This window comes from Belliella aquatica (assembly GCF_014637795.1).
GTDB lineage: Bacteria > Bacteroidota > Bacteroidia > Cytophagales > Cyclobacteriaceae > Belliella > Belliella aquatica.
This window is the reverse complement of sequence record NZ_BMFD01000002.1, coordinates 115,488-141,641: the sequence shown is the minus strand read 5'-3', so window position 1 is coordinate 141,641 and position 26,154 is coordinate 115,488. Positions and strand designations below refer to the sequence as shown.

The following is a 26,154-nucleotide window of genomic DNA, read 5'->3' as shown; positions in this document are numbered from 1 at the left end:
GGAGATAAAAATAACAAAGCCATTGCTCCAAAAAAATTCGGGGCAATTGTAGAATATGTTGCTATGTCTTTTTTACTGTACATGGTCTTTGTGGCAGCAAAGGTTACAAGTATTGAAACAATATGCAAATTATTATATCAATAATTTAAAAATTCAAAGAATCTATTTCAGAATTAATAAAAAAATGAGTTGTTCAATTAGTATCTGAAAAGATATTTAAAAGTGAAGTAAAAAACAGACTTAAAATCAACTTGATGGTAAAGGTCGCACTATGCCTTACTTTGGTACTACTTTGGTGTTACTTTGCTACTACTTTGGTACGGCTTTGCTACAGGGGAGATGTGGGTGCGGATAGCGTGGGAATAAACTTTATAAAATCTTTTCTTGAGTAATAGGATTGGAATTTTAGAGTATTAAAATCCAAAGTAGTAAACTTAATGATTCTTCGCCACTAGGAGTTTATTCAACATTTCTATATGCTGATCATTACATATATTATTGAGCTAGTCCCATCAATTGGTATGGTTCTTTAGCTGATTTACAAAAATATGGATTAAGGTTTATGGGCTTTAGCCGAATTTTTCCAAATAGATCAAGATTTCAGGGCTACGCCCCTTTGGGAATGGTTTTATTCTATTTTTTACGAAGATTAAAGGGCTAGCGCCCTTTTATTTTCAGCTATAAAAGTCTCTTACATTCAACATAAATTCTCAATTTTCAAAGTAGTAAACTTAATGATTTTTGGTTATCCGTGGTTCATTCGACATTTTTTATGTCATTCACTAAAAATAATTGAGCTAGTCACATCAATTGGAATGGCGCTTTAGCCCATTCACAAAAATATGGATTCAGGTTTATTGGCTTTAGCCAAACTTTTTATAATTGATTAAGATTTCAGGTTTATACCCTTCTGGGATTGACCTCACTTCTATTTTTCACGAAGATTACAAAGCTAGCGCCCTTGTTGACTTAACAAGATTCTAATTTTTTCAAGAAGATCATAGGGCTGACGCTCTTTTGTAATTTTTTTATTAACCTCACTTTCTATTCCTACAGTAAGTCATACTCCTGATGACATGCCACTAAAATATAAAAAGCATCAACAAAAATATTGCTAGCAATACTGCTACCCAAGAATATATCGGATTTCGACGGGGGAATTCAAAGTTGCAGATTGGACAATATACAGCTGTTTTATCTACATCCATGGCACAGGAAGGACACTCTTTTGTTTTCATATTTCGGAACTCTTGGTGTTGAAATTTGATTGTAATTACAATAAAACCTAAAAATCATGAAAATAGAAATTTGGTCGGATATCATGTGTCCTTTTTGTTATATTGGCAAGAGACGATTGGAATCTGCTTTAGAGAATTTTGAGTATAAAAACCATATTGAAATCGTCTGGAAAAGCTTTTTGCTCAATCCAGATATGAAAACTGACACTAGCAAATCAACTGCTGAATATTTGGCAGAAACTAAGGGCTGGAGTTTAGAACAAACCCATCAAATCACCAATCAAGTGACAGAAATGGCGGGTGGTGAAGGCTTGGTCTACAACATGGACAAAACCGTAGTCGCCAATGCCAAAAATGCACATCGCTTGTTACAACTTTCAAAAACCTTAGGAAAAGGTGATGAAATGAAAGAAAGGTTATTGAAAGCCTATTTCACGGAGGGAAAAAACATCGATGATTTTGCAACATTGGTGTCTTTGGCAGAAGAAGTTGGACTTGGAAAAGAGCGTGTTGAAACTTGCTTGAATTCAAACGAATTTGCAGAAAATGTCGAACAGGATATCCTTGAGTCTCGACAAATAGGAGTGAGGGGAGTTCCGTTTTTTGTGTTAGACAGAAAATTTGGCATTTCCGGTGCTCAACCCGTTGAAGTTTTTGAAGACACTTTGAATAAAGCTTGGGCTGATTTTGTAAAGGAAAACCCGATTCTCCAAATGGAAAATGGAGATCAAGGCAATGCCTGTGATATGGATGGGAATTGTGACTAAAAAAATGATTATCCGCAATGACACCAATTTGTATATTTATTACAAATGATCATGCGGATAATCGTTATTTACGCCAAGGCGAACATGGGTTATTAGTCGATTAGTTATCAGTGCATCAATTGTTTTAAAACACACCATTTTGTTTGGCTACTGGTGTGAAAACGGATATACATAAAAAAAATCTCCTGATAACTATTCACTCTTACTAATGAGTACCGTACACTTTCATTCTGATTTGATAAACGCCCTCTGTTGCAGTGATAAATAATGTTTTTCTATCAGGCCCGGCAAAAGTAACATTAGAAGTCCATTTTTCTGGAACAGGAATATGGGCCACTTCCTCAGCTTTTTTGTTGTAAACTTTTACACCATCTTCTCCAGTAAGGTATAAATTCCCTCTAAAATCTATGGTCATTCCATCTGAACCTCTTTCTAGATAAACTTCTTTATTGGATAGATACCCATCCTCAATGATATCATATTTAAAGATTTTTTTCGCACCTGCATCGGCTACATAAAGTGTTTTTCCATCAGGTGTTCCTATGATGCCATTCGGCCTTTCGAGCTTTTCGTCAACTCTGATGAATTGCAATCTATTAGAGGAAAGAAAGTATAAATGCTCTCCATTTTGTTGTGATTCCAGACTTCTCGTCCAATAATCTCTAACATATAGTGGATCGGTGATGTACATTTCTCCAGTAGGTGTAATAAATAAATCGTTCGGACCATTTAATTTTTTGCCTTGGTAGCTTTCAATCAGAATAGTTTTATTGCCTTCTTCATCAATTGACCAAATCTGATTGTCCATGTCAGCGCATGCAATCAGGTTTCCTTCTTTATCAAAAAACATTCCATTAGATCGGCCGGCATTTTCCATGAAAACTTCCGTTTTTCCTGTGAAAAAGGACCATTTCATAATTCTATTGTTTGGCTGATCTGTGAAATAAACATCACCCAATCGACTAACTGCAGGGCCTTCTGTAAAGGAAAATCCACCTTCAATTTTCTTCAACTCAGCATTTTTTTCTATCAAATTCTTTTTGTCAACAATTTGTGCTTGGGTATTGCCTACAAGGGAAAAGAAGAATATTGTAATAACAAATAGGTTACGCATTCTGATTAAGTTTTGTGAGTGTTAAGGTTTATTCAGTTATAAATTCGTTTTGTAAGGTACAGGACTTTTTTTGTTATTGAAAAATCAATCCATACGATCCATTACAATAACAATTTTCTTGAGTTTTGGAGAATAAGCAAGACGACTTATTTTTTGGTAATTTGAAAGACTCACTTCTCCAATTTTATGCCAAGTATCCTCGTTATATTTTCTGATAAAAAGACTGTTTCCTTCCGAAGTCAGCAGATGATTTTTGTCAAGCCAAATGAAATCCTCAACAAGCCCTTTGGTTGAACCTAAGTCAATACTTTCCTTTTTCTCAAGGTCAAATCCTTTTATAGAATAAGACTTTATACCTGATTGATCATTGATAGAATTCTTGTCTATATAGCTAATTAGGCTGTTTTTGGGTCTTTTGACTACGCTTCTCCCTATATTCTGACTGATGGTCAAAACATCAGATTTGCTATAAGGGTAAACCAAAGAATTGGGCTGTCCAAGGACAAACATCGCTGCTTTGTTGTCATACCAATCATAGTAGCCAACCGGCAAAATATCATCATAAAGGAGTTCTGGTTCACCAAAATTCGTTGGATATAGCCATAGTCTTTGTAATCCACCTTCTTCAACGGTGACGGCGGAGACATAAAGCCCACAATCAGTAATTCTTGGAGAATACTCGTTTTGATTGGGTGTTTTCGTAAGGTTGGTAAACTTACCCGTTTCGAAATTATAAATAATGATATCAAAATTCCCTTTTTCATCAGCTGATGAAAAAGCCAATTGCTTGTCATTGATAAAATTGGGCTGATTGTCATAGCCTTTTCTATCCGTAATTTTCGTTTCTGTTCCAGAAATAAGCTCCATCTTACCACCTGATTTCCTTATATCAATTGCAATGATATCAGTGGAATTTTGAGCGAAACTCGGTAAATTGAAGAATAAAATTAAGAATAGGAGGGTGTAAGTTTTTTTAAACATAGGAATGGATATAATGATTATCTGTAACATTACCTTAAAGTAAATAATAAAGTAATTAGCCGGACAATCGTCAATTGTCAACCGCCGCTGGTCAACTGCTGATTGAAATAATTTGAGAGAATAATTGAATTGACTACGGGTAAGAATGCTGAAATATATAATGAATTTAATTTAGAAACTAAATTACAAAATGAAGGTTAGAAGTAGGTGGATAAATTAAAATTATATCAAAATGAATCAATGGAAGCCTTGCGTAGTCAAGGTGATCCTCTGGCGGATGCTGTTATTCCTGCTTTGATCGAGAATCCTGATTTTGCTATTCAGATCAATTCTTGGAAAAGTTTCCCCGAAGCGGATGTTTACAGTCATTTTCCTGAATCCTTAAAAGCTTTCTTAGATTTTTATCAAGAAGTCCCTGATTTCATCGATGAAAAAAAGGTCTTGGCCTCACAGGATTTTTTCAATGCTGAAGGGAATTTGTATTTAGCCATGCTGGGGTTTTATTCTTTGCCGTATTGTTATGCTTTTGGGGACGGTGCGCAAGTTTTGATTCGATCCAAAAGAATTACTGACGAAGTAGGCATGCGACTTTCTGAGACAGCTTTGTTTTTATTAGATGTGTACAGACCTGGAACATTTGTTTCAGATAATCAAGCTTTGTTGACAATTGCGAAAGTGAGGTTGATTCATGCCTACAGTAGATATTTTGTGCAGCATTATGCAAAAGATTGGAAAGCAGAATGGGGTATTCCTATTAACCAAGAGGATTTGATTGGGACGAATAGCACGTTTAGCTTGCTGGTGATGCGTGGTTTTGAGAAAATCGGCAGATTTCCGGGAAAAGAAACTTTGGAGGCTGTCCTTCATTACTGGAAAGTGGTGGGGCATTATATGGGTTTGAATATTGACTTTTGGTCAGAAACATCAAAAGAGTCATTTGAATTGAGTAAAATCATTAAGGTAAGACAACTTAAAAAAACTGATGCTGGAAAAATTCTAATTAATTCTTTGATCAAATACTATAAAGAAAGTATCCCTGACAAGAATTTGACGAAGTATATGGAAACTGTGATTGCTTATTTTATAGGGAAAGAGGCCTCCAATATGCTTGATATTAAGGAAGAATTCAAATTACCCAAAGAGCTTTATGGTTTATTGTTGGAATTAAGCTTCTACAGACAATCTGGAAGGAAGCCATCCTATCAGAAAATACGAGCTCAATTTGTCGCCCAGTCCAAAATCAATTTTGGAAAAGAGGTTCAGTTGAATATCCCGGTTATGAATCGTTCATAACCGAACACTTTTTGTCCGATTTTATCTGATTTTTTATTTAAATAGGGCTTTTTGGCCCTGAAATAGCTTTTTTTACTCTTGGCATTCTTTTCGTACTTTTCTGATCAAATGAAAAGGATAATTACATCTGTGAGGAAATTGCCGCTTGAACTGATCTTTTGGATCGGAGCATTGATCGGCATCTTGAGAATAGATCCATACGATACACATCACTTCAGCCTTTGCCCATTGGATAACCTAGGATTTTCTTGGTGCCCAGGTTGTGGATTGGGACGTTCGATGAGTCTTTTGACAAGAGGTGATTTTCAGGAATCATGGTCCATGCACCCTTTGGCAATGTTTGCCTTTGCAGTAATTATTTATCGGATATTTGAATTAATCAGAAACAACAAAACTATCAAACACTATGGCTAATGTATTAAGACACCTTCCTGAGTTGGAAGGAATGGAATTAGGTTATATCCAAGGAATATTGAAAAACATGGATGACGAGCAAGCGAATCTTTTTGCACAAGTTTACCGAGCAAGAAGAAAAGACAATCAAATGATATTGATTCTTTGTTTGTTGGGCTTCTTTGGATTTGCGGGTTTGCATAGATTTATTCTTGGCCAAATTGGTTTGGGGATACTCTACATCTTGACAGTAGGTTTATGTTTTATCGGTACGATTGTGGATTTGATCAATTACAAGAGCTTGGCTTACGAATATAACATGAGAGTAGCGCACGAGACCTTATCCATGATGTCAAATGGTAATTTCCAAGCACCTACAAATACAAACTCCAATGTATAATAAATCACTCTTAGTACTACTTTTCTTCGGATTAGTAGTACTTCATTCATCATGTGAGAGCCAAGGACCACTTGTTTCCCGTGAATCTGAAGAATCATTTGAAGGAATAAAAGAAATAGAGGTCAATGGGAAGTATTTAGAGGTTTCCTACGAGGGCATAGAAAATGCCTCTAAAGTGACTTTAAATTCTTATTTGGAAGTTCCTGAAAATAGTGATTTGGATGTGAAATTTCGAAAATCAGGTTCCAAGTTGATTGTAGAAGTAACTGGTAATGCTGTTCAGCTCAACTTTTTCAATTTTAATGGAGGGGACAATGCCTTTATCAGCCTAACAGGACCTGAAGATATCAAACTGAATATCTCAAATAGCTCAGGTTCAATTGATGTAAAATATGTTAAGCATGATCATATCGATCTTCAGGTTAACTCAGGTTACATCAATGCATTGGCCTTAAATGTAAAAGACATCAATCTCAAAGCTTCTTCCGGCAGCATCAAAGCTGAAGGACTTGTAGGAGATGTAAAAGCTCAGGTTAATTCTGGTAGCATTACAATGAAAGAAGTTCAAGGCGATGTTCATGCGCAAGCTTCATCAGGCAGCTTGAAGTTAGAAGACGTTGAAGGCACTGTCAGTGGAAAAGTAAATTCGGGTTCCATGAAATTTGATCAAATTGCCTATTTGGGTGATTTGACAGTAAGTTCTGGCAGTATCAATGCCACAAATGCAGGTCTTGGAGAGCAAACAGTTCTGAAGTCAAACTCAGGAAGTATTAAAATTCAAACTCCCACTGATCTTACCAAATTCAATTTTGATCTGAGTGCCAATAGTGGTTCAGTGACAGTAGGAGAGCAAAAGGGCTCAAAGAGACTTGAAATTGACAATGCTAGCGAGCACACCATTCAAGGAAAAGCGAGTAGCGGGAGTATTAAGATTATGAATTAAAAAAAAGATGAGAAAATTAAAATATTTATCTTCTATACTAATTTTATTGATGTTTTCATTTTGCACCAGCAATGTAAATGAAGGTGATATCGGTATAGATTTATCTGAGATTGAATTTATAGGAAAGTGGAAAAACACCACTTTAGATGCGTCTAAACTTGGTGAAAATATTGAGACTCTAATATTTGTAAATGATTCAATTGCTGAAATTCATTTAATTTCACCTGCTGGAAAAAAGAAGGTAATCGGCAATTGGAAATATGGACACAAGACTGAAATTATGAAGATAATTGGACTAGCTATAGAGTCTGATGTAATGGTTTCTTATAATCAGGATGACAATCATCTTAATATTCTTGTGTTTAAATTAAAGGAAGACAACAACGAAGTAAAAATGGTCGGTAATGATCTGGAATTTGTAAAACAGTAAAAATTTTTCAACCAAATAAAGCTAAAATCCAAGCAATTAATTCTGCTTGGATTTTAGCTTTAAAATTTTAAAACTACTGATCTTCTTTTTTGAAATCCATGGATACGGAATTGATGCAGTAGCGGATTCCTCCTCGATCTTTAGGACCATCAGGAAAGCGATGCCCAAGATGTCCCCCACATTTTGCGCAAAGAATCTCTTCTCTGATCATCATATGTGAATAATCCATCTGAACATCTATTGCTTTTGGAGAAATAGGTTCTGTAAAAGCAGGCCATCCGCAGCCACTGTCGTATTTGGCGGAAGAATGGAAAATATCATTTCCACAACCTTTACATTCATATATTCCAGTTTCTTTATTCAGGTAATATTGTCCCGTATTGGGTCTTTCGGTTCCCTTTTCTCTTAAGACTTTATAGCTTTGCTCATCTAATTTGGCCCTCCATTCGGATTCGGGTTTATCTATGGGATAATATTTTTTCATTGGTTCAGCTTTTAGAATTCTACTTACTAATTAACATTTGTAGCAAGTATAAGTTTAGGATTACTCAAAAAACGAGCTTGAGAATATTCTAATATGTATATCCGCTTTCACATCAGTTGCCATTTATAAAATTGTATGAAGTTAATTACAATCAACTGTGGTCTGTTGACAATTGACGATTATTCGCATAATTATAAATGATATATTCACTTACTGGTTTCATTGCGGATAATCATATATATTAATCACTTTTTGGAGTGAAAGTAATTGTTCCTTTTGCATTGTTTTTAATTTGAGATTCATTCATCAGTTGTGGCCTGTATTTTCCAGTAGCAAACATCTCAGCCTGATCACTGTAATACGGGCTGAATAGGTTTCCACTTTGACCTGTGGGTAAAATAGACTCCGATGCCTCTACATTGGCAAAATCAATGATAATACGCATTGCAGGTCCGGATTTTACCTGATAAATCCCAGTACCATTGAGATCAAAAGCCAATTTATTGACAGATTCTTCATTGGCCGAAACAGCCGGTGCTTTGACATTGAAAATTTTATCCAATGGCTTTTTGGCTCCGAGAGGATGGGGATGTTCTAGGACTACTGCATTTTTCCAAGCCCATTTTTCCGTATTTGATCCAAACTGATCATTCAATTCAGACAGCGTTTTTTCTAATGCATACTTGATAATTTCTGATCTGCTTTCTACTTTTTCTGTACTAGAGTCGTCCCACCAAGGAGAATCTTCAGTTTGGATTAAGGTTGGAACACTTCTGATATACAGGAAAGTCTTCAAAAAACTCTCAAAATCTGCATCACCCAATTCATCTACCATCATTCCATGGAGGGTATGGTAAAGCCATTTGTAATAAACAGTAGGAGCGATGCTTTCTAAATCGTGATTCCCATCCCAGTTGGTCAAAGCATTTTTAGCACTTTCAAAATCACCAAAAGACGCGTTTTCTACAGCCTCAATCATACTTTTTGCGGTGATGGGATGGTTTTCATTAAGTGTTTCCAGTTGCAAGGATTTGATACTTTCCTGTGTCCAGTCATTTCTGGAACTCACAGTTTTGGCGATTCTATTCCAACGATCTCCAGGGTAGTAATAACCTGGGAAAAATGTGCCGTTCGACAATGTATCAGGTTGATTGTTTGCAGAAGCTACGAAACCTGATTCAGGATTGATACTCATGGGATTTTCTTCAAATGGCATCCAACCCGTTGGTTCGTCCACATGACTCGTCCCATCTAGAAATACTTTTGAGTTGACATGTTCTGGTCGGATAGGAAGTTTTGCTGCTGCCCACCAAGCTATATTCCCGGCTTTATCTCCATACATCACATTCAGTCCAGGTGCATGAATTAGCCTAACCGCTGATTCTACTTCTTGGATATTTTGAGCATGATTCATTCTGTACACCGCTTCCAATGCTCTGGTTGGTTCTAAAATATACACCCACCAAGAGGCAACAGGGTTATTTGTGAGTCTACCAATTTCAGGAATTACCTCGTTCATAATGGGACCATGAACAGATTCTTTTACTTCAAATTCTATTGGATCTTTATCTTTAATTGAGATGCTTTCAAGTCTGGTTATTAATGGTTTGAATGCATCACCATAAACTGTTTGATTAGGGTTATTTGGATCAAGTTGCTCTTCGAAAAAATCCTGATCATCATTTTCAAACATCGTCAAACCAATGCTCAATTCTCTGGTATGACCTACCAAACCAAAAGGAACACCAGCCAAATGATTTCCATAAAAACTGAATTCCGGATACTCAAGATGTGCTTCGTACCAGACAGAAGGCTGTGCAAAACCAATGTGTGTATCATTCAAAAATAAGACATCGCCAGAAGCAGTTCGACTCCCATCGATAACCCAAGAATTACTTCCTTCCAAAAGTGGAACAGGTAACTTTTCCAGTAAAGAAGTTAACGTCTCTTCAAATATAATTTCCTTGTTTTCAGTATTTCGGTTGGGATAGTTATTAGGAATAACGTGATGCTCAGGTAGCGTATGAACAGAAAGAACTTTCATATAGTCTGGACCCAGTTGACGCGAGATCTTCGTGATCAGCGGATCAGTTTTCATGGCCATTGCAAAAGTAAAAGACATATATCCCACGATGCTATGAACATCATTGATGGTGAATTCCCTCGGTTTCGTTCCTAATAGGGTATATTCCAAAGGGAGTTTACCGTTCTCTATAAACTGATTGACACCTTTGATATAAGCATCAGTAGCTGCCTTCCATGGGGTATTTCCTTCTTTGTTCCATTCTTCGGTGCTCCATTCGGCATGTTTTGGAATTCCGAGTGTTCTAAAAAATTTATCTACATCTACCAAATCTTCACCCAATAACTCCGCTAAAGTTCCAGAACCTACTCTTCGCATCATTTCCATTTGGAAAAGACGATCTTGAGCGTGCACAAAACCTAGTGTCATGTATGCATCTAGCTCATTTTCAGCATAAATATGTGGAATTCCAAAATCATCGAAATAGACTTCAGAATTAGCTTGTAGGCCGCTGAGTTCTTTGGTTCCATGATATTCAGGAGCAAATCGGCTTTTGACTACTTGATAGCCGACGATAACCGCAAAAAAGATAAAGAGAAGAACGAAGAGCAGTTTTTTCATAAATTGATATTTTGGGTTTTATAATTAGTACCCTAAAGTAAAAAGAAATGAAGATAGAGAAAGGATAATTATTTCTAAGGTTGAAATAAATCATGAAAAAACAGATTGACTATAAGTCAAAAATATAAATTGTGTAAAAAAATTCTGTTTTTAGAATCTAAACTTCGTCAATTGCTTTTAGAATAATGGCGCAGGCTTCTTTAATCTGTGATTCAGTAATTATCAATGGCGGGGCAATACGCATAGCATCATCACAGAACAAAAACCAATCTGTAATCACGCCCATTTCTATGGCTTTATCAATGATAGGCTTGAGCACATCAAAGGATTCAAACTCGATTGCCATCATCAATCCTTTGTTTCTTATTCCCTTTATTTTTGGGTGCACGAGTAATTTTTTGAAAATTTCTGCTTTGCTTTCCACGGACTCCAGGAGACCTTCCTCTTTTATGATTTGGATGGTGGCCAAAGAAGCTGCTGCACTCACAGGATGACCTCCAAAGGTGGTAATATGACCTAGAAGCGGGTTGTTTTTGAAAACTCCCATAACCTCCTTGTTAGCTATAAAAGCTCCTATCGGCATTCCACCGCCCATTCCTTTGGCACAGACAAGAATATCAGGTTCTATTCCAAAATGCTCAAAAGCCCAAAATTTTCCTGTTCTACCAAAGCCAGCCTGTATTTCATCTAGAATCAGTAGCGTACCTGTTTCATCACAGCGCTTTCTCAATGCTTGAAAATAATTAGAACAGGCTACTTTGATTCCTGCTTCGCCTTGAATGGTTTCAATGATGACAGCTGCTGTGTCAGTAGTGATTTGATCAAGTTGAAAAAATGAACCGTAGACAATATTTTTGACGCCGGGTAGGAGAGGCCTGTATGCTCTTTTGAAGATTTCGTTCCCACCTACCGAAAGTGCGCCCTGGGAGGAACCATGATATGCATCCATACAAGAAATGATATCTCTTCGATTGGTATAGCGTTTGGCTAGCTTGAGAGCACCCTCAACTGCCTCAGAACCACTATTTACGAGATATACATTGTCCAAATGCTTTGGAAGTGTATCACATAATGCTTTTGCTAAAAGTGCTTGAGGACTTTGAACATATTCACCATAGACCATCAGGTGAAGGTATTTATCTAATTGCTCTTGAATGGCGGTCAATACTTTTGGGTGTCGGTGTCCTACATTGCTGACGCCTATACCAGAAATCAAATCAATGTATTTTTTCCCTTCAGGTCCAAACATATAAATTCCTTCAGCCTTTTCGATTTCAATCATCAAAGGAAAATCAGTCGTCTGGGCAAGGTGAGAAAGGAATATTTGTCTGTTGTTCATGAAATGTTTTTACTTCTTATTTAGAATTTTCTGAATCTGAAGAAAATACCGAGCGGTAGTTTTTTCTCGAATCTATCTACTAGGTACAACTCACCATGCTCTGCATTGTTGACATCTTTGAAGTTAGAGTTCACCAGATTGGCAGCGATGATCGAGCTAAAGCTGAGAGAGTACATGTTTAGAATGAGAAAATGATGTTCTGGTTCTAAAAGTTCAGCACAAAGCTTCAGCATTTCATTGATTTGCTCTTCTAAAATCCATTTTTCACCATCAGGACCTCTGCCGTAAGCAGGAGGATCTAAGATGATTCCATGGTATTTGTTTCCCCTTCTGACTTCTCTTTTGATAAACTTCATCGCATCATCCACAATCCATCTGATGCCTTCCATTCCAGAAGACTCCATGTTATGCTTTGACCAAGTGACTACCTGTTTGACTGAGTCAAGATGTGTCACATCTGCTCCCGTACCACGAGCAGCAACACTTGCTGCTCCAGTGTAAGCAAAAAGATTTAGGATTTTGGGATTTTTAACAGGGAGTTGTTTGACTGTATCTGTGATATAATCCCAGTTTACGGCCTGTTCAGGGAATAGTCCGATATGCTTAAAAGAGGTCATTGCCAAATTCAATTTGAGCTTCAAGGCATCTTGGTTTTTGTAGCTGATCTGCCAATTGTGAGGGATTTTTTGGAGTTCGTTCCAATGTCCTTTTTCAGGATTGTTCTTTTCTTTTGAAAAAATCGCATGCGCCATGTTTTTCCATTCTTGGTCGCTCATGCTTTTATCCCAAATTGCCTGCGGCTCGGGTCTGCTCAAAATATATTCACCAAAACGCTCTAATTTTTCAAAACCGCCTGTATCTATCAGTTCATAATCTTCCCAGTTGCTGGGTGTCAAAGACAAAATCGTTTCCTTCATGCAGCAAAAGTAAACATATAACTTTAATGAGGAGAAAAAACAGGTGAAAATGAACTTGAATTGATTATATTTAAAAGGTTTGACGTTTTATTGAAGTCAAAAACCATGATCACCTAAATGAAATTAATTATGATTCTGCGCATCACTACATTTCTTTGTTTCAGTCTGTTTTGGCTATATTCTTTTGAGGGAAATGCTCAAATTGAAAAGGATGTTGTGTATTACAACTCTGGCTTCAATTCAGTTACCATTAATTCCCGTACTATCGGAATAAAAGGGACGCCTTTTCTTTTTGATGATGCTGTATATGGAGATATTTTACTGCCAAATGGCAAAACTCATTTGAAGATTCCTTTTAATTTTGAAATGGTCAATGAAGAGTTGGTAATCAAAATAGCAGGTGATGATAATCCCCCTTTTCCGGTGAGAAAATGGATATCAGTAGAGACGAAAGATGAAAATCCTAGAAAATTTGTTTTGGAAAATATCCAAGCCAAACCACGTATTGTGGAATATCTTGGAGAATGGGAAGGTTTCAAAATTGTTGCGCTTCATTCCAAAAAGCTCTACAAACCCACCCATCTTCCAGATAGCTATTCTGCTCCTCAATATGATACTTACCAACATTTTATAAGGTTTTTTAAAATCAAAGGACTTCAATTTGAAGAATTGAAGATAAATCAATTTGTAAAGGACCTCGGAGGAAAAGAGATCAAAGATTTTATCAAATCAAACAAATTGAAGGTCGATGATCCTGTAGACTTGAAAATGTTACTCCAGAGTCTAAATTGAGATTTGATTTACATCCATTTTTCAAGTAATTCAGCACTTTTATTCCAAAGCTTATCACGCATACTCTTTGAATTAGCCGATTTTGATGCAGCTGTAGGCTTTGACTTTTTGAAATATGCCCCATTATGTTTGTCATCAATCTTATTTTTTGCAAGGTAAATGGTGGTTTGAGCCCCTTGTTCTGCTGTGATCATAAATGGACTTGCCAATTTCCAAAGAAAGGAAAATGCACCTGCTGTTTCTTGTCCAAAATTAGTTTTGACAACCCCGGGGTGAAGTGCATAAGATTTCAAACCTTCTGAGCCAAATTTTTCTACTAGTGACTTTGAAAATAAGATATTGAATAATTTGACATTTGCATAAGAACCGAAGGAGCTAAAACTTCTCTTGTCATAATTGAGATCGTTGAAATTAACATTTCCCATTCGATGGGCTTCGGAACTGACATGAACTACTTTTGAAACTTTGCTTTTCAAGAGTAGGGGCATCAATTTATTTGTTAAAAGAAAATGACCGAGATGATTTGCAGATAGGCTCATTTCAAAACCATCCTTTGTCGTTACTTTTTCCTTGAAAATTCCACCAGCATTATTGATCAAAACATCTAAATGGGTTGTTTTAGAACTGATGTTATCTGCCGCTGTGACGACGGAAGCCATATCAGCAAGATCTATGTAAATAAATTGACATTTCTCTTGATTTTCCTTTGAGAATCCATCTATGATTAGCTTTGCTTTTTTTTCATTTCTTGCAAGAATAAAAATTTGCTCAAAATCATTTAAAATTGATTTGAGAGCTTGTTCGCCAATTCCTGAGGTTGCACCTGTTATCGCTATGTTCATTTTTTTGAATTTAATATTCTAACTTTAAACAAATCTTTTTGTTAAACATGTAAGCTAGCATGAAATTTTGTCTAGTTAAATAAAACCTATACTTTATCTAAAAATTTGTATTTTTAAGCTTCTGAAATTTCAATATTTCTAAAAAAATAGAAACTTATTCTTCAACCCATTTCATAATATTTGTGAAAATCAAAGGTTTAAGAGAAACTAAAATTTAATCGCTCACCAATCACCTCTTTATATTTAGTGAAAGCAAAAGAACCTTTTATAGATGTTGAGAAAATTTTGAAGGAAAAAAACCCTAAACTTCACAGTTGGCTTCCTTCTTTTTTGATCAAGTATATCAAAAAAATTGTTCATGAAAATGATATAAACCATGTAATGGCTAACAACGGGCATTTGCACGGAATGGAGTTTGTCGATGCCTTGATTGATGAATTTGGTGTAGAAGTTACTTTGACAGGAGCTGAAAATATACCTTTAGACAGATCCGTAATATTTGCGGCAAATCATCCACTCGGTGGGATGGATGGCATAGCATTCATGCATGCACTTGGTAAACATAGGACGGATATCCGATTTTTGGTAAACGATATTTTAACTAATATCACGAATTTCGAACCCATGTTTATTCCTGTCAATAAACATGGATCAAATAGCAGAGAAGTTACTAAATTGATTGAAGACACTTACGCGAGCGACAATGCGATTTTAGTGTTTCCCGCAGGATTAGTAAGCCGAAAGCAAGAAGTAGGAATAATGGATTTGGAGTGGAAGAAAAGCTTTATTAGCAAATCAAAAAGGTATCAGAAAGATATCGTTCCTGTCTATATAGAAGGAAAGAATTCGGTTTTCTTTTATAACTTAGCTAAGTATAGAAAGCTCTTAGGTGTTAAATCAAATGTCGAGATGTTTTATTTGGCTGATGAAATGTTTTCTCAAAAAGGGAAAAAAGTAGTTATCCATATTGGAAAGCCAATTTCTTTCCAGCATTTTGATAAATCAAAAAGTGAAAAAGATTGGGCAGAAGAGGTAAAGCAATTGGTTTATCAAATGGGCAAAAATAAATAATTTATGCAAGCAATTATACCCGCTGTAGATAAGGAGTTATTAAAAAAGGAGCTCACTCCTGAGCGATTTTTAAGATATACCAATAACGGCAACAATCATATTTATCTAATCGATTATCACAATTCTCCTAACGTAGTAAGAGAAATTGGAAGATTGAGAGAATTGACATTTAGAGGTGCTGGAGGAGGTACAGGTCAGGCTTTTGACATTGATGAAAATGATACTTGTGAGAATTGCTATCAGCAGTTGATTACATGGAATCCAGAGGATGAAGAAATTGTCGCCGGTTATAGATTGATTTATTGCAAATATGCTCAGATTGATACAGAAGGAGGACTCAATTTATCAACTTCACACTTATTTAAGTTTTCAGATAAGTTTGTAAAAGATTACATTCCACATACGATTGAGCTGGGTCGTTCATTCGTTCAGCCTAAATATCAGCCAAGCTTAGACAATAGAAAGGGTTTATTTTCTTTGGATAATCTTTGGGATGGATTAGGAGCGGTTGTGATGCTTCATCCTGAAGTAAAATATTTGTTTGGAAAGGTAACGATGTATCCACATTACAATCGAGAAGCAAGAGATCTATTACTTTATTTTATGAATCATTATTTTCCAGATAAGGAAAATTTGGTTAGCCCACTTGATCATTTGAGAATGACCTATGAAACAGACATGTCAGAGGTTAACAATACTTTTAAAGACCTTGAGTACAAAGAGGGTTATAAATTACTTAATTCAAGGATTAGAGCTGCAAAGGAGAATATCCCACCTTTGATCAATACTTATATGAATTTATCTCCCACGATGAAAACATTCGGTACAGCGCTTAATGATGAATTTGGAGCTGTAGAAGAGACAGGTATTCTTATCACGATAGATGACATATACGAGAGTAAAAAACATCGTCATATGGAGACGTTTGAGCGAGATCGAATTTTTGGAAGTAGATAGAAAAAATGAAAAAAACTGTCATTATTGGAGCGACAACAAATCCTTCAAGATATGCTTATATCGCAGCGGAAATGTTTGCTAAAAACAATATTCCATTTGAACCAGTAGGAATTAAAAAAGGTATCGTTTTCGGTAAAGAAATCCTCAATCTCAATGAAAAACCCATAATAGAGGACGTGGATACGATTACTTTGTACATTGGATCAAGACATCAGCCAGAATGGTACGATTATTTCCTATCCCTGAAGCCCAAAAGAATTATTTTTAATCCGGGAACCGAAAACGCTGAATTAATTAATCTAGCGAAAGAAAATAATATCGAGGCAACGATTGCTTGTACCTTGGTTTTGATTAGCTCTAATCAATATTAAGATTCTCTCTTTTCGAGAAAGTTATTCATCACCCAGATATGTGGGGCTGAAATCAAACTTACCAAGATAAAAAAGAGTAAAATCATTTGCTCTTCATTCAGATAGCTATTCGCTAAGAATAAAATAATTCCAATTCCTATAAAGCTAATGATACTGAAAGGTGCTAGTTGAACAATAAACTTTTTGATTTTCCCATATTGGATATTCGCTGTCAAGGAGTCGAATTCGGCCATCATACTCGGTAAAGCATGCCAAAATCCGAAATAAAGAATAAAAGCCATGAGCACGGGTAGGAGATAAAGCAAAAAACTAAGTACGATAATCTCTGCTAGCAGCAAGTGAATTTTATTTAAGTTTTGAATAGAAACTACAATAAGACTTGATACAAAAAGGGAAATCATGGTTATTGAACCATAGTCAATGAATGGTGTAATGTCAATTATAGATTCTAAAATGGTCGCTGTAGCTATGTAATCGCTGAAAAGAATAATTGCTAAAAAATTACAACCCACAATGAAGTAGGTGAGTTGTTTGTATTTGACAATTTTTAAATGAATGAAATGTCCTTGACCAAAGTGATAAGCAGAAATCAATAAAAATATTGCTAAAGAGAATGCGGGAAGAATCATCCATAGAATCAAATACGCGCCTATAATCCCTAAGTATTTGAGTATAAATATGCTTAATTTTTTTGTTTTGTTTCCACCTTCTGGTAATAGGTGATCTAAAGCTCCGTGAGGGATGCCTATAGAAAGTAAAACTACTGAGAAGACTATCCATTGAAAGGTTTGACTTTCATTAAAAACCAAAATGTAAAGTATGGCTAAAACGACGGCCGTGATTTTGCCAATATTTTCAATGACGTTCATAATTGAGCAGCGATTTGATGAAGATTCCATATGACAAGCTGCTTAATACTTTCAATTCTTCCCAAAAGGTAGTTTCTTCATTCAGAAATTTAAGTATTTGATCCGTCGGATTTTTAGCAAACATTTCTTGAAAAATCTCTGGTAGTCTGTTTGGCCATTTTACTGCGATATTCAGAAGAATGTTATCATAGAAGTTGAATCTACTCGATCTCTTCCAATTGAGGTTTTGGGACTTGTTTTGAGAGGAGAGTGCTTCCACAATCATTTTGGAATGCTTCTGAACAGTATAGAAAGTATATCCGGTAGATGGTTTTGTACATCCACCCACAGTACCTACATCAATCCAATTACTCTGCGTTGATCTAGAGAAGTTTTGCGTGCTCATGGGAATCGAACCACTTTCTTCAAAAGTTATCTCATAATCATCTATTCCTAGATTTACTTGAATGTATTTTTTCAATTCAGATACCATTTTATCATTCTTGATTTCTGAATTAGAATATTCTGTGTACTCTATTAGAGCTTCTGTTTTGGAATAAGGCAGAACGTAGAAGAAATTCACGGTATCAGAATTTCTATTGCTAAAATCCATTAAAGTAGCATGTTCCGGAGCAAATGAATCCGTATTCGATTTGATTTTCCAGCCTAAAAAGATCTGTTTTAGGATTTTTTTATTTTCTAGTTTAGATAGGTCAGGTATAGAATTAATCAAAGTCTGGCCCTCAAAAGTTTGATTTGAACTTGTCTCAACTTGAATAGATCCATTGTCTTGCGCTACAATAGATGTAATATTTTCTTTTACCCAAGTAATATTAGGTTTGTTATTGATCATTTCAGCAATTTCCAAATAGAAATCTGATGATTTGATATGATAATAATTTAAGGTATTGAGTTGGTTGAAAAGTGGAGCTTTGTCTTTTACAAAAAGTGATTTCCAAGATACCAAGGGAGTATTCTTTGGGTGAGATTCTAATGGATTGCTTGCCCAGTAACACCAAGTACGATCATTTTCTTTTTTATCAGAAGCATCAATAATAAGGATATTCTTGTCCTTTAGCGGGCTGTCTAGTAAATAGTACATGAAACTGAAACCTGCACAGCCAAGGCCCGATACTATGATGTCGTAGTTCATTATTCTGGGTGTGATGGGGTGAAAAAAAGTCACCATCCTTCAAGAATGGTGACTTTGATTATTAGATAATATTAAGCTACTGCTTTTCTGTTTTTAGCTGTTTCAGCAATTGCTACTGAATAGATTACTAAACCGAAACCGATTTTGTTGATCGCATCTGCTAAGTTGTAGAACAAGTCAATGCTACTTACTTCAAATGCACCTGACAATAGGTTTCCTGGTAATACCATGTATCCAATTGGATAAATAGACCAACCTAAAGTGATGAAGATTTTTAATAAGAACATTGCTTTTGCTAAAGCAGGGCTATCAGAAGATTTAGCCAATTTAGCTACGTCACCAGCAAATACTTCATATACAATGTATAAGTAACCAAGTGTTGAGAAGATACCCCACATGATATTGTTATCAATACCTGATGTTTCTCCAATGTAACCTGTGATAAGCATTACCAAAGAAGCTACAATTAATTTTGTCAATGTAGAACCTTTCGCTCCAAATGGTTTTGTCAATAAATAGAACTCAACACACATCAAAGGCACAGTAAGTGTCCAGTCAACGTATCTGAATGCTGTTGGCGAAGTGCCAGTTTGTAAATAAAAGTCTCTCATGTAGTAGTAATGCACTGCTGCAATACCTGTGATGAGACCAGACACTAGAAGTGAAGTTTTCCACTTACCATCCACTGATCCTCTTTCTACGAAAAAGAAAACTGCGGATGCAAACATAGCCATGTACCCAATGAAAAAGGTAATGGCAACTGGATCGCTATTGATAACGCGTTCCAATCCGATCAATTCTGCTGTAATAATGGTGTTCATTGTTGATTGATTTTAGATGTGATTAGTTTTTTAAAATTATCTATTGACTTTCATCGAATTTATAAAGGTAATTCTCACATAATTTGTTTAACATTTTGATAAAAAAAATCAACAAAAGTAAACAAGATGCTATAAATGAGATATGTAATGACTAAAAATGGTATCAATTAAAATCTTAACGATTTGGTTTTTATACGCTTTGTACGTATTTAATTTTATGTTTTGAGAAGAAATGTCTTTTTCATTATATTCAAAAAAGAGGGATTAATCATTACAATAAGATATGTCCTCTCGGATTTTTTGTGTATTATTACACTTTGAAAAAAACAGTAAAAAATCTCTTTAAATCACTTAAAAGAGCCTTTTATAATAGTTATGAGCGATAGCAAACAAGAAAACAATAAGGATTACTCTGCGGGTAATATTCAGGTGCTCGAGGGTCTAGAAGCGGTAAGGAAAAGACCTGCCATGTATATTGGTGACGTTGGAGTGAAAGGGCTTCACCATTTAATTTGGGAGGTAGTAGATAATTCGATTGATGAAGCCTTGGCTGGTCATTGTGATACAATTCATGTTACAGTCAATGAAGATAATTCAGTTACGGTCGAGGATAACGGTCGAGGAATTCCTACTGATTATCATGAAAAAGAAAAGAAATCAGCACTTGAAGTTGTGATGACAGTACTCCATGCAGGAGGTAAATTTGATAAAGACACCTACAAAGTATCGGGTGGACTTCACGGTGTTGGTGTTTCTTGTGTGAATGCTTTGTCAACAATGATGAAGGCAACTGTTCATAGAGGTGGAAAAGTTTTTGAACAAGAATATTCTATTGGTATTCCTCAATATCCTGTTAGAGAAATTGGTACAACAGATAAAAGAGGAACCACGATTCATTTTAAGCCTGACGCCAGCATTTTTGCGATCACTGAATACAAATACGAAACCATTGCGAATAGATTGAGAGAAATGTCATTCCTGAATGCAGGAATTAGAATTTTTCTCAAAGACATGCGGGAAATGGAAGATGATGGAACTCCAAAATCCCAAGAATTTTTCTCTGAAGGTGGTTTGGTTGAATTCGTTCAGTATCTAGACGAGACAAAAGAAAAAATCATAGAAAGCCCAATTTATATTGAATCGGAGAAAAATGGCGTGCCTGTTCAAGTAGCGATGAGCTATAATTCTTCGTATTCTGAAAATGTAGTTTCTTATGTAAATACCATTAACACCTACGAAGGTGGTTCCCACGTTTCTGGTTTTAGAAGAGCTTTAACTCGTACATTAAAGAGTTATGCTGATAAATCAGGCATGTTGGATAAATTGAAACTTGAGGTTTCTGGAGATGACTTTAGAGAAGGTCTTACGGCTGTTATTTCTGTTAAAGTAGCTGAACCGCAGTTTGAAGGTCAAACGAAAACTAAATTGGGTAACTCTGATGTGGTGGGAGCTGTAGATAGCTCTGTTTCTGAGACTTTACAAATTTGGTTAGAGGAGCATCCACGTGAAGCAAAAATTATCGTTGGAAAAGTTGTTTTGGCAGCTCAAGCGAGACATGCAGCTAGAAAAGCGAGAGAGATGGTTCAAAGAAAGAACGTACTCGGTGGTGGAGGACTTCCAGGTAAACTGGCCGATTGTGCTAATTCAGATCCAACGGTTTGTGAACTTTATCTTGTCGAAGGGGACTCAGCAGGTGGTTCTGCCAAGCAGGGAAGAGACAGAGATTTTCAAGCAATCCTTCCTTTGAAAGGTAAAATCTTGAACGTAGAAAAAGCGCACGAACATAAAATTTACGACAACGAGGAAATTAAAAATATACTAACTGCACTAGGAGTGAAGTTTGGGACGATTAATGGTGATAGAGAGTTGGATTTGACCAATTTGAGATACCACAAAATCATTATCATGACGGATGCGGATATTGATGGATCTCACATTAGAACATTGATCTTGACCTTGTTTTTCAGATACTTAAGATCCTTGATCGAAAATGGGTATGTCTATATCGCACAGCCACCATTATACCTTTTGAAAAAAGGAAAAGATGAACGCTACGCCTACAATGAAGATGATAGAAAAAGGCTGACTATAGAGATGGTTGGTGATACGGGTAAAGAAGATAGCATCAACTTGCAACGTTACAAAGGTCTTGGTGAAATGAATCCAGAGCAACTTTGGACAACTACCATGGATCCAAATACGAGAACTTTAAAGCAGGTGACCATTGATTCAGCAGCAGAAGCAGATCATTTGTTCAGTATGTTGATGGGTGATGAGGTTCCTCCGAGAAGAGACTTTATCGAGAAAAATGCTAAATACGCAAAAATCGATACCTAATCCTTAAAAATCATATTTGAAAGGGAGCCAAAAGCTCCCTTTTTTTATTCCTTAATAAATTCTTAAACTTAGACTTTATTTAAGCACAAATATTTAATTAGATTTGCTTAATCCTGAAGTACCCATATGAATATAGCAGCAAAAGATAAATTTGATAGCATTATCCTCTCCAGCGACTTAGTGAGTAGAGACTTAAGTTGGTTGACGTTCAATGAGCGCGTTTTTGATCAATCTAAGAAAGAAAACCGATCGATATTTGAGAAATTAAAATTTTTAGCAATCACCGCATCCAACCTTGATGAGTTTTTTATGATTCGGGTTGGATCTTTATACAACTACCTTGATTACGATAAAGAAAGGGTTGATTATTCAGGTTTGAGAGAAGAGCCTTTCAAAATGAAACTGATGTTAGAATGTCAGGATTTTCATAAAAAGTCACAAGAGCATTTCCAAAAAGTACTTTTGCCGAGTATGGCAAACTCAGGATTCGTTCTGAGCAATGTCAAGAATCTAACCGAAGACGAGCAAGAGTACATCAAGTCTTATTTTAATAAGGCGATCTATCCCATGCTAACTCCCATGGTCTATGATGGCTATCGGACTTTTCCGATTCTGATGAATAAGCTACTTGTATTTGGAGTAGTGACCTTAGCACCGGGAGAGAAAAAAGAAAATAGAAAATTGTCCTTTGTCCAAATACCTGCAAATATCCCTAGGTTTTTTGAAGTTGAAAGGGAGGACGTTGTGATTTATATTCCTATAGAAGAGGTGATTAGAGAAAATCTTATCTCTTTATTTAGAAATGTAAATATAGAATCAATCAACTTATTCCGAATTACTCGAAATGGTGATTTCACTTTGGAAGAAAGTGAAGATATGGATGCAAACTTCCTTGAGGAAGTCAAGCGAAAGCTCAATGAAAGAAAGACGGGTAGGGTAGTCCGCATTGAAATAGAAGAAGGTTATAGCAAATGGATGATCAATCTTCTCAAGGAACGTTGGAATATACAAGATGACAGTATTTTCAAGGTTGAAAAGAGAAGTATGCTTGATTTTACTGGTCTTTGGCAAGTAATTGGAAATAAACGATTCAAAGATCGTCTTCCACAAATGCCTAGTCCTGTACATCCTTTATCTTATCCAGAAGAAGGCACAGAAGATATTTTCCAAGTGTTGAAAAGTCGAGATATTCTCCTTCATCATCCTTACAATAATATTGACCCAATCTTAGATTTGATCGAAAAAGCTTCGGAGGATCACAATGTCATGGCTATAAAAATGACTATTTATAGGCTTGCCAGTGATTCTAGAATTACCAAAGCTTTATTGAGGGCAGCTGAAAATGGGAAACATGTTTCCGTTCTTTTTGAAGTGAAGGCTAGATTTGATGAGGAAAATAATATTCGTGAGGCCAAAAAGCTTCAAAAAGCAGGTTGTTTTGTTATCTATGGGATATCTAACGTAAAGACGCATACCAAATTGATGTTGATCGTCAAAAAGGATGAAAATAAAATTACGAGATACGTTCACCTTGGAACAGGGAATTATAATGAAGATACAGCGCGTCTATATACTGATATTGGCTTATTGACTACCAATGAGGTTATTGCAAATGATGTCTCAGAATTTTTCAATGTAATCACAGGGCATTCGATGCCAGATACTTATGCGAGTTTGATCACTGCGCCTAGAGATATGCGTAATCAGCTAATTGAGTATATTGAACAGGAGTCAGATAATGCTCGGAATGGGTTGCCAAGTGGTGTATTCATCAAAGTAAATTCATTGGAAGATTCTGAAATTATCTATGCACTCTATCGCGCTTCTCAATCTGGAGTCCCTGTGAAACTTATCATTAGAGGCATTTGCTGCTTGAGACCTGGAAGGAAGGGATTGAGTGAAAACATTGAGGTTTTCTCTATTGTAGGTGAATATTTGGAACATTCCAGGATTTATCATTTCCATAATAATGGAAAAACCAGAACTTATGCAGGTAGTGCTGATATGATGGTGAGAAGTTTTGATAAAAGACTTGAGTCATTATTTAAGGTAGAATCACCTTTATTAGAAAAGCAACTCATGAATATAATTTCATTTAATCTAAGAGATAATGTCAACACCTATAAGATGCTAGAGGACGGAACTTATGTTGCAAAAACCCCTCAAGATGGTGAAGAAGAATTCAATATCCACAAAGAATTCTACAATTTAGATATAGATAATGTGATGAATGTCAAATTGATAGAGTGATTTAAATAAAAATTACTTTCTATAAAAAAAAGAGGAGATATCTATTTGAAATCTTCTCTTTTTTATGATAGACTGGTTATTTTTTGATTTTATTTCTTTCGTATAGGACATTCATCAATCCATCTTTTAAGCCAACATCAGGAACAATCATTTTCTTAGACGAAGCCGCTGCCATGGCAGCTAAATAGATTTTACTTGCGGGGATAATTACATCCGCCCTGTCAGGGTTGAGGTTTAGCTTATTAATTCTATCTTCATAGGAAAATGAAGCTATATAAGCTTGAATTTCTTCAATTTTACTGAAATCAAGAAATCTTTTACTCTTACTAGGTTTAGAGAGTTCAAAGATTTTGTTGATGTTTCCACCTGTACCAATACAAGTGATTTTATCTTTTTTGGTGATATTTTCACTGATGAACTTGTTCATACTATTCCATACAGAAAGGGGAATATTGTCATCAAGAGCTCTCACAGAGCCTATTTTAAATGATTTGGAAGCGACCTTCTCCTTATTGATATAAATATTGAGTTCTGTACTACCACCTCCCACATCAATATGTAAATAAGATTTCTCATCTATATAAGACCATAAGGCAAGGTTGATCAATTCGGCCTCTCTATTTCCATCGATAACTTGAATTTTCAGTCCCACATCCTGTCTGACTTCTTCTACGATATCTTTTCCATTGGTAGATTCTCGCATAGCAGATGTGGCACATACCATGTAATCATCTACTTCATAGAGGTCGATCAATAGCTTAAAAGCTTTCATCAGTTTGACGAATTTCCTTCTATTTTTATCACTAATCTTTTGAACATGAAAAACATCCATACCCAATCGAAGAGGAAAGCGGAGATATTCCAGCTTTTTAAAAGTAACTTTTCCTTCGTAGTGAGTAACGTTGGTAATTTGTAATCTGATGGCATTGGAGCCAATATCTACAGCGGCTAATTTCAAATTGATTGCTTTCTTTGCTCAAAATAAAAGGACCGAAGTCCTACTATTTTTGTGATTATAAAATATGTTTCAACTAAATTAATCAAATGTAATTTAAATTGAGGCAATCATTTTATTTTTTTTTCGCAACTACAAGTACGATCACACCAGCAACAAGGCTAATTGCTCCGGCATAGTTAGGCCAATTGACACTATTTTCTTTTTGTTTGTTTACTTGAATAGGTCCTGCGTCGATGATATTTTCTTCTGTATTGAAACTAAATCCTGAGAAAATAAACATTGCAATGCCTGCTACGATCATAATAATTCCTAATGCTTTCATAGTTCTGGAGTTTATAAATTTTTATAATTGAATATCATTACAAGAAGCTTACCAAGTATTAAATTTTAAAGATTAGTTCATTAGTTATCTAAGTTTTCAAATCTTCGCATCAAGTTTTCAATTCAATTTTAGAATTTTGCCTTTCAAATGTATATTTACATGCCAATGTAATTCCCTTTTTTGAGCTTCTTTTTTACTTTGAAGTAATTGAAAAAACCTAGAAACATCAAACCTATACTTAAAGCAAAAGCAACATAACCTAAATCTCGGATATGGTTCAAGACATTAACTTCCATCAATGCAGTGCCACTGACCAAAAAATATAGGGAAGTCCGGATGTAAGAAAGCAAGGTTCTATCGTTCGCTAAAGTTGTTCTTTGTCGCGCTAGATAGTCTCTTACGATCATTTGATCATCTGTAAAGTTCTCCTTTTCCATGGTATGGTTTTGTTATATTGCAAAATTATTCACATTCGAACTCTAAATTAAG

Annotated in this window: 25 protein-coding genes; 12 read left to right on the top strand and 13 right to left on the bottom strand. The window is 35.6% G+C overall.

The window, feature by feature from the left end; translation table 11 throughout:
* The first annotated feature begins 1,294 nt into the window (after positions 1-1,294).
* Complete coding sequence (locus IEV57_RS03340; RefSeq protein ID WP_188439661.1) at positions 1,295-2,005, top strand: DsbA family oxidoreductase; 711 nt, start codon at positions 1,295-1,297, stop codon at positions 2,003-2,005.
* A 205-nt stretch (positions 2,006-2,210) separates the two neighbouring features.
* On the opposite strand, the gene IEV57_RS03335 is transcribed toward IEV57_RS03340, so the two are convergent.
* Both IEV57_RS03335 and IEV57_RS03330 read right to left on the bottom strand, forming a co-directional pair.
* Positions 2,211-3,119, bottom strand: coding sequence for an SMP-30/gluconolactonase/LRE family protein (locus IEV57_RS03335; RefSeq protein ID WP_188439659.1), 909 nt, complete (start codon positions 3,117-3,119; stop codon positions 2,211-2,213).
* 84 nt (positions 3,120-3,203) lie between these two features.
* Positions 3,204-4,100: a TolB family protein gene (locus IEV57_RS03330; protein WP_188439657.1), complete on the bottom strand. Its 897-nt coding sequence runs from the start codon at positions 4,098-4,100 to the stop codon at positions 3,204-3,206.
* Between the two features lie 240 nt (positions 4,101-4,340).
* On the opposite strand from IEV57_RS03330, the gene IEV57_RS03325 reads away from it, so the two are divergent.
* The 5 genes from IEV57_RS03325 to IEV57_RS03305 all read left to right on the top strand — a co-directional run bounded on the left by IEV57_RS03325 (position 4,341) and on the right by IEV57_RS03305 (position 7,559).
* Entirely contained in the window at positions 4,341-5,393 is a 1,053-nt protein-coding gene (locus IEV57_RS03325) for an oxygenase MpaB family protein (protein WP_229744214.1), read from the top strand.
* A 108-nt stretch (positions 5,394-5,501) separates the two neighbouring features.
* Complete coding sequence (locus IEV57_RS03320; protein WP_188439652.1) at positions 5,502-5,807, top strand: DUF2752 domain-containing protein; 306 nt, start codon at positions 5,502-5,504, stop codon at positions 5,805-5,807.
* On the top strand, positions 5,800-6,186 hold the full coding sequence (locus IEV57_RS03315) for a TM2 domain-containing protein (protein WP_188439650.1): 387 nt from the start codon (positions 5,800-5,802) through the stop codon (positions 6,184-6,186). Before IEV57_RS03320 ends, IEV57_RS03315 begins: the two co-directional genes overlap by 8 nt.
* Complete coding sequence (locus IEV57_RS03310; RefSeq protein ID WP_188439648.1) at positions 6,179-7,129, top strand: DUF4097 family beta strand repeat-containing protein; 951 nt, start codon at positions 6,179-6,181, stop codon at positions 7,127-7,129. Before IEV57_RS03315 ends, IEV57_RS03310 begins: the two co-directional genes overlap by 8 nt.
* Positions 7,130-7,136: 7 nt before the next feature.
* On the top strand, positions 7,137-7,559 hold the full coding sequence (locus IEV57_RS03305; protein WP_188439646.1) for a hypothetical protein: 423 nt from the start codon (positions 7,137-7,139) through the stop codon (positions 7,557-7,559).
* Positions 7,560-7,632: 73 nt separating this feature from the next.
* Here IEV57_RS03305 and msrB read toward each other — a convergent pair whose 3' ends face one another.
* The 4 genes from msrB to IEV57_RS03285 all read right to left on the bottom strand — a co-directional run bounded on the left by msrB (position 7,633) and on the right by IEV57_RS03285 (position 12,943).
* Entirely contained in the window at positions 7,633-8,043 is a 411-nt protein-coding gene (msrB, locus tag IEV57_RS03300) for a peptide-methionine (R)-S-oxide reductase MsrB (RefSeq protein ID WP_188439644.1), read from the bottom strand.
* 241 nt (positions 8,044-8,284) lie between these two features.
* On the bottom strand, positions 8,285-10,687 hold the full coding sequence (locus IEV57_RS03295) for a penicillin acylase family protein (protein ID WP_188439642.1): 2,403 nt from the start codon (positions 10,685-10,687) through the stop codon (positions 8,285-8,287).
* A 157-nt stretch (positions 10,688-10,844) separates the two neighbouring features.
* Positions 10,845-12,026: an aspartate aminotransferase family protein gene (locus IEV57_RS03290; RefSeq protein WP_188439640.1), complete on the bottom strand. Its 1,182-nt coding sequence runs from the start codon at positions 12,024-12,026 to the stop codon at positions 10,845-10,847.
* Between the two features lie 20 nt (positions 12,027-12,046).
* The gene (locus IEV57_RS03285) at positions 12,047-12,943 is read right to left on the bottom strand and encodes an RsmD family RNA methyltransferase (protein WP_188439638.1); all 897 of its coding nucleotides are present in this window, start codon (positions 12,941-12,943) and stop codon (positions 12,047-12,049) included.
* A 117-nt stretch (positions 12,944-13,060) separates the two neighbouring features.
* Here IEV57_RS03285 and IEV57_RS03280 point away from each other — a divergent pair, with 117 nt between their 5' ends.
* Positions 13,061-13,735 (top strand): hypothetical protein, encoded by a 675-nt coding sequence (locus IEV57_RS03280; RefSeq protein ID WP_188439636.1) that lies wholly within the window; start codon positions 13,061-13,063, stop codon positions 13,733-13,735.
* Positions 13,736-13,743: 8 nt separating this feature from the next.
* On the opposite strand, the gene IEV57_RS03275 is transcribed toward IEV57_RS03280, so the two are convergent.
* Positions 13,744-14,577, bottom strand: coding sequence for an SDR family NAD(P)-dependent oxidoreductase (locus IEV57_RS03275; RefSeq protein ID WP_188439634.1), 834 nt, complete (start codon positions 14,575-14,577; stop codon positions 13,744-13,746).
* 246 nt (positions 14,578-14,823) lie between these two features.
* Between IEV57_RS03275 and glsA the strand changes: the two genes are divergently transcribed.
* Genes glsA through IEV57_RS03260 form a run of 3 tightly spaced genes read left to right on the top strand, consistent with a single transcriptional unit; the run spans position 14,824 to position 16,976 of the window.
* Positions 14,824-15,648, top strand: a complete 825-nt coding sequence (gene glsA / locus IEV57_RS03270; protein WP_188439632.1) for a lyso-glycine lipid O-acyltransferase GlsA — start codon at positions 14,824-14,826, stop codon at positions 15,646-15,648.
* 3 nt (positions 15,649-15,651) lie between these two features.
* A complete protein-coding gene (glsB, locus tag IEV57_RS03265; RefSeq protein WP_188439629.1) occupies positions 15,652-16,605 on the top strand; it encodes a glycine N(alpha)-acyltransferase GlsB in 954 nt (317 codons plus the stop codon).
* 5 nt (positions 16,606-16,610) lie between these two features.
* Positions 16,611-16,976 carry a CoA-binding protein gene (locus tag IEV57_RS03260; protein WP_188439627.1) on the top strand — a complete coding sequence of 122 codons (366 nt, stop codon included), beginning with the start codon at positions 16,611-16,613 and terminating at the stop codon, positions 16,974-16,976.
* On the opposite strand, the gene IEV57_RS03255 is transcribed toward IEV57_RS03260, so the two are convergent.
* From IEV57_RS03255 to IEV57_RS03245, 3 genes are all read right to left on the bottom strand, one after another.
* Positions 16,973-17,845, bottom strand: coding sequence for a Brp/Blh family beta-carotene 15,15'-dioxygenase (locus IEV57_RS03255; protein ID WP_188439625.1), 873 nt, complete (start codon positions 17,843-17,845; stop codon positions 16,973-16,975). The two genes, IEV57_RS03260 and IEV57_RS03255, sit on opposite strands and share 4 nt — an antisense overlap.
* Positions 17,832-18,977, bottom strand: coding sequence for a lycopene cyclase family protein (locus IEV57_RS03250; RefSeq protein WP_188439623.1), 1,146 nt, complete (start codon positions 18,975-18,977; stop codon positions 17,832-17,834). Before IEV57_RS03250 ends, IEV57_RS03255 begins: the two co-directional genes overlap by 14 nt.
* Before the next feature lie 71 nt (positions 18,978-19,048).
* Complete coding sequence (locus IEV57_RS03245) at positions 19,049-19,798, bottom strand: bacteriorhodopsin (protein ID WP_188439621.1); 750 nt, start codon at positions 19,796-19,798, stop codon at positions 19,049-19,051.
* A 375-nt stretch (positions 19,799-20,173) separates the two neighbouring features.
* Here IEV57_RS03245 and gyrB point away from each other — a divergent pair, with 375 nt between their 5' ends.
* On the top strand, positions 20,174-22,135 hold the full coding sequence (gyrB, locus tag IEV57_RS03240) for a DNA topoisomerase (ATP-hydrolyzing) subunit B (protein WP_188439619.1): 1,962 nt from the start codon (positions 20,174-20,176) through the stop codon (positions 22,133-22,135).
* A 126-nt stretch (positions 22,136-22,261) separates the two neighbouring features.
* Positions 22,262-24,385, top strand: coding sequence for a polyphosphate kinase 1 (gene ppk1, locus IEV57_RS03235; RefSeq protein WP_188439618.1), 2,124 nt, complete (start codon positions 22,262-22,264; stop codon positions 24,383-24,385).
* Between the two features lie 76 nt (positions 24,386-24,461).
* Here ppk1 and IEV57_RS03230 read toward each other — a convergent pair whose 3' ends face one another.
* The 3 genes from IEV57_RS03230 to IEV57_RS03220 all read right to left on the bottom strand — a co-directional run bounded on the left by IEV57_RS03230 (position 24,462) and on the right by IEV57_RS03220 (position 26,102).
* Positions 24,462-25,343 (bottom strand): Ppx/GppA phosphatase family protein, encoded by an 882-nt coding sequence (locus IEV57_RS03230; protein WP_188439615.1) that lies wholly within the window; start codon positions 25,341-25,343, stop codon positions 24,462-24,464.
* A gap of 112 nt (positions 25,344-25,455) precedes the next feature.
* A complete protein-coding gene (locus IEV57_RS03225; RefSeq protein WP_188439613.1) occupies positions 25,456-25,665 on the bottom strand; it encodes a hypothetical protein in 210 nt (69 codons plus the stop codon).
* Positions 25,666-25,820: 155 nt separating this feature from the next.
* Positions 25,821-26,102: a DUF202 domain-containing protein gene (locus tag IEV57_RS03220; RefSeq protein ID WP_188439611.1), complete on the bottom strand. Its 282-nt coding sequence runs from the start codon at positions 26,100-26,102 to the stop codon at positions 25,821-25,823.
* Between the last annotated feature and the right edge of the window lie 52 nt (positions 26,103-26,154).

Coding starts and splice junctions, on each gene's coding strand:
- IEV57_RS03340 (WP_188439661.1), top strand. CDS start 1,295: ATGAAAATAGAAATTTGGTCGGATATCATGTGTCCTTTTTGTTATATT.
- IEV57_RS03335 (WP_188439659.1), bottom strand. CDS start 3,119: ATGCGTAACCTATTTGTTATTACAATATTCTTCTTTTCCCTTGTAGGC.
- IEV57_RS03330 (WP_188439657.1), bottom strand. CDS start 4,100: ATGTTTAAAAAAACTTACACCCTCCTATTCTTAATTTTATTCTTCAAT.
- IEV57_RS03325 (WP_229744214.1), top strand. CDS start 4,341: ATGGAAGCCTTGCGTAGTCAAGGTGATCCTCTGGCGGATGCTGTTATT.
- IEV57_RS03320 (WP_188439652.1), top strand. CDS start 5,502: ATGAAAAGGATAATTACATCTGTGAGGAAATTGCCGCTTGAACTGATC.
- IEV57_RS03315 (WP_188439650.1), top strand. CDS start 5,800: ATGGCTAATGTATTAAGACACCTTCCTGAGTTGGAAGGAATGGAATTA.
- IEV57_RS03310 (WP_188439648.1), top strand. CDS start 6,179: ATGTATAATAAATCACTCTTAGTACTACTTTTCTTCGGATTAGTAGTA.
- IEV57_RS03305 (WP_188439646.1), top strand. CDS start 7,137: ATGAGAAAATTAAAATATTTATCTTCTATACTAATTTTATTGATGTTT.
- msrB (WP_188439644.1), bottom strand. CDS start 8,043: ATGAAAAAATATTATCCCATAGATAAACCCGAATCCGAATGGAGGGCC.
- IEV57_RS03295 (WP_188439642.1), bottom strand. CDS start 10,687: ATGAAAAAACTGCTCTTCGTTCTTCTCTTTATCTTTTTTGCGGTTATC.
- IEV57_RS03290 (WP_188439640.1), bottom strand. CDS start 12,026: ATGAACAACAGACAAATATTCCTTTCTCACCTTGCCCAGACGACTGAT.
- IEV57_RS03285 (WP_188439638.1), bottom strand. CDS start 12,943: ATGAAGGAAACGATTTTGTCTTTGACACCCAGCAACTGGGAAGATTAT.
- IEV57_RS03280 (WP_188439636.1), top strand. CDS start 13,061: ATGAAATTAATTATGATTCTGCGCATCACTACATTTCTTTGTTTCAGT.
- IEV57_RS03275 (WP_188439634.1), bottom strand. CDS start 14,577: ATGAACATAGCGATAACAGGTGCAACCTCAGGAATTGGCGAACAAGCT.
- glsB (WP_188439629.1), top strand. CDS start 15,652: ATGCAAGCAATTATACCCGCTGTAGATAAGGAGTTATTAAAAAAGGAG.
- IEV57_RS03260 (WP_188439627.1), top strand. CDS start 16,611: ATGAAAAAAACTGTCATTATTGGAGCGACAACAAATCCTTCAAGATAT.
- IEV57_RS03255 (WP_188439625.1), bottom strand. CDS start 17,845: ATGAACGTCATTGAAAATATTGGCAAAATCACGGCCGTCGTTTTAGCC.
- IEV57_RS03250 (WP_188439623.1), bottom strand. CDS start 18,977: ATGAACTACGACATCATAGTATCGGGCCTTGGCTGTGCAGGTTTCAGT.
- IEV57_RS03245 (WP_188439621.1), bottom strand. CDS start 19,798: ATGAACACCATTATTACAGCAGAATTGATCGGATTGGAACGCGTTATC.
- gyrB (WP_188439619.1), top strand. CDS start 20,174: ATGAGCGATAGCAAACAAGAAAACAATAAGGATTACTCTGCGGGTAAT.
- ppk1 (WP_188439618.1), top strand. CDS start 22,262: ATGAATATAGCAGCAAAAGATAAATTTGATAGCATTATCCTCTCCAGC.
- IEV57_RS03225 (WP_188439613.1), bottom strand. CDS start 25,665: ATGAAAGCATTAGGAATTATTATGATCGTAGCAGGCATTGCAATGTTT.
- IEV57_RS03220 (WP_188439611.1), bottom strand. CDS start 26,102: ATGGAAAAGGAGAACTTTACAGATGATCAAATGATCGTAAGAGACTAT.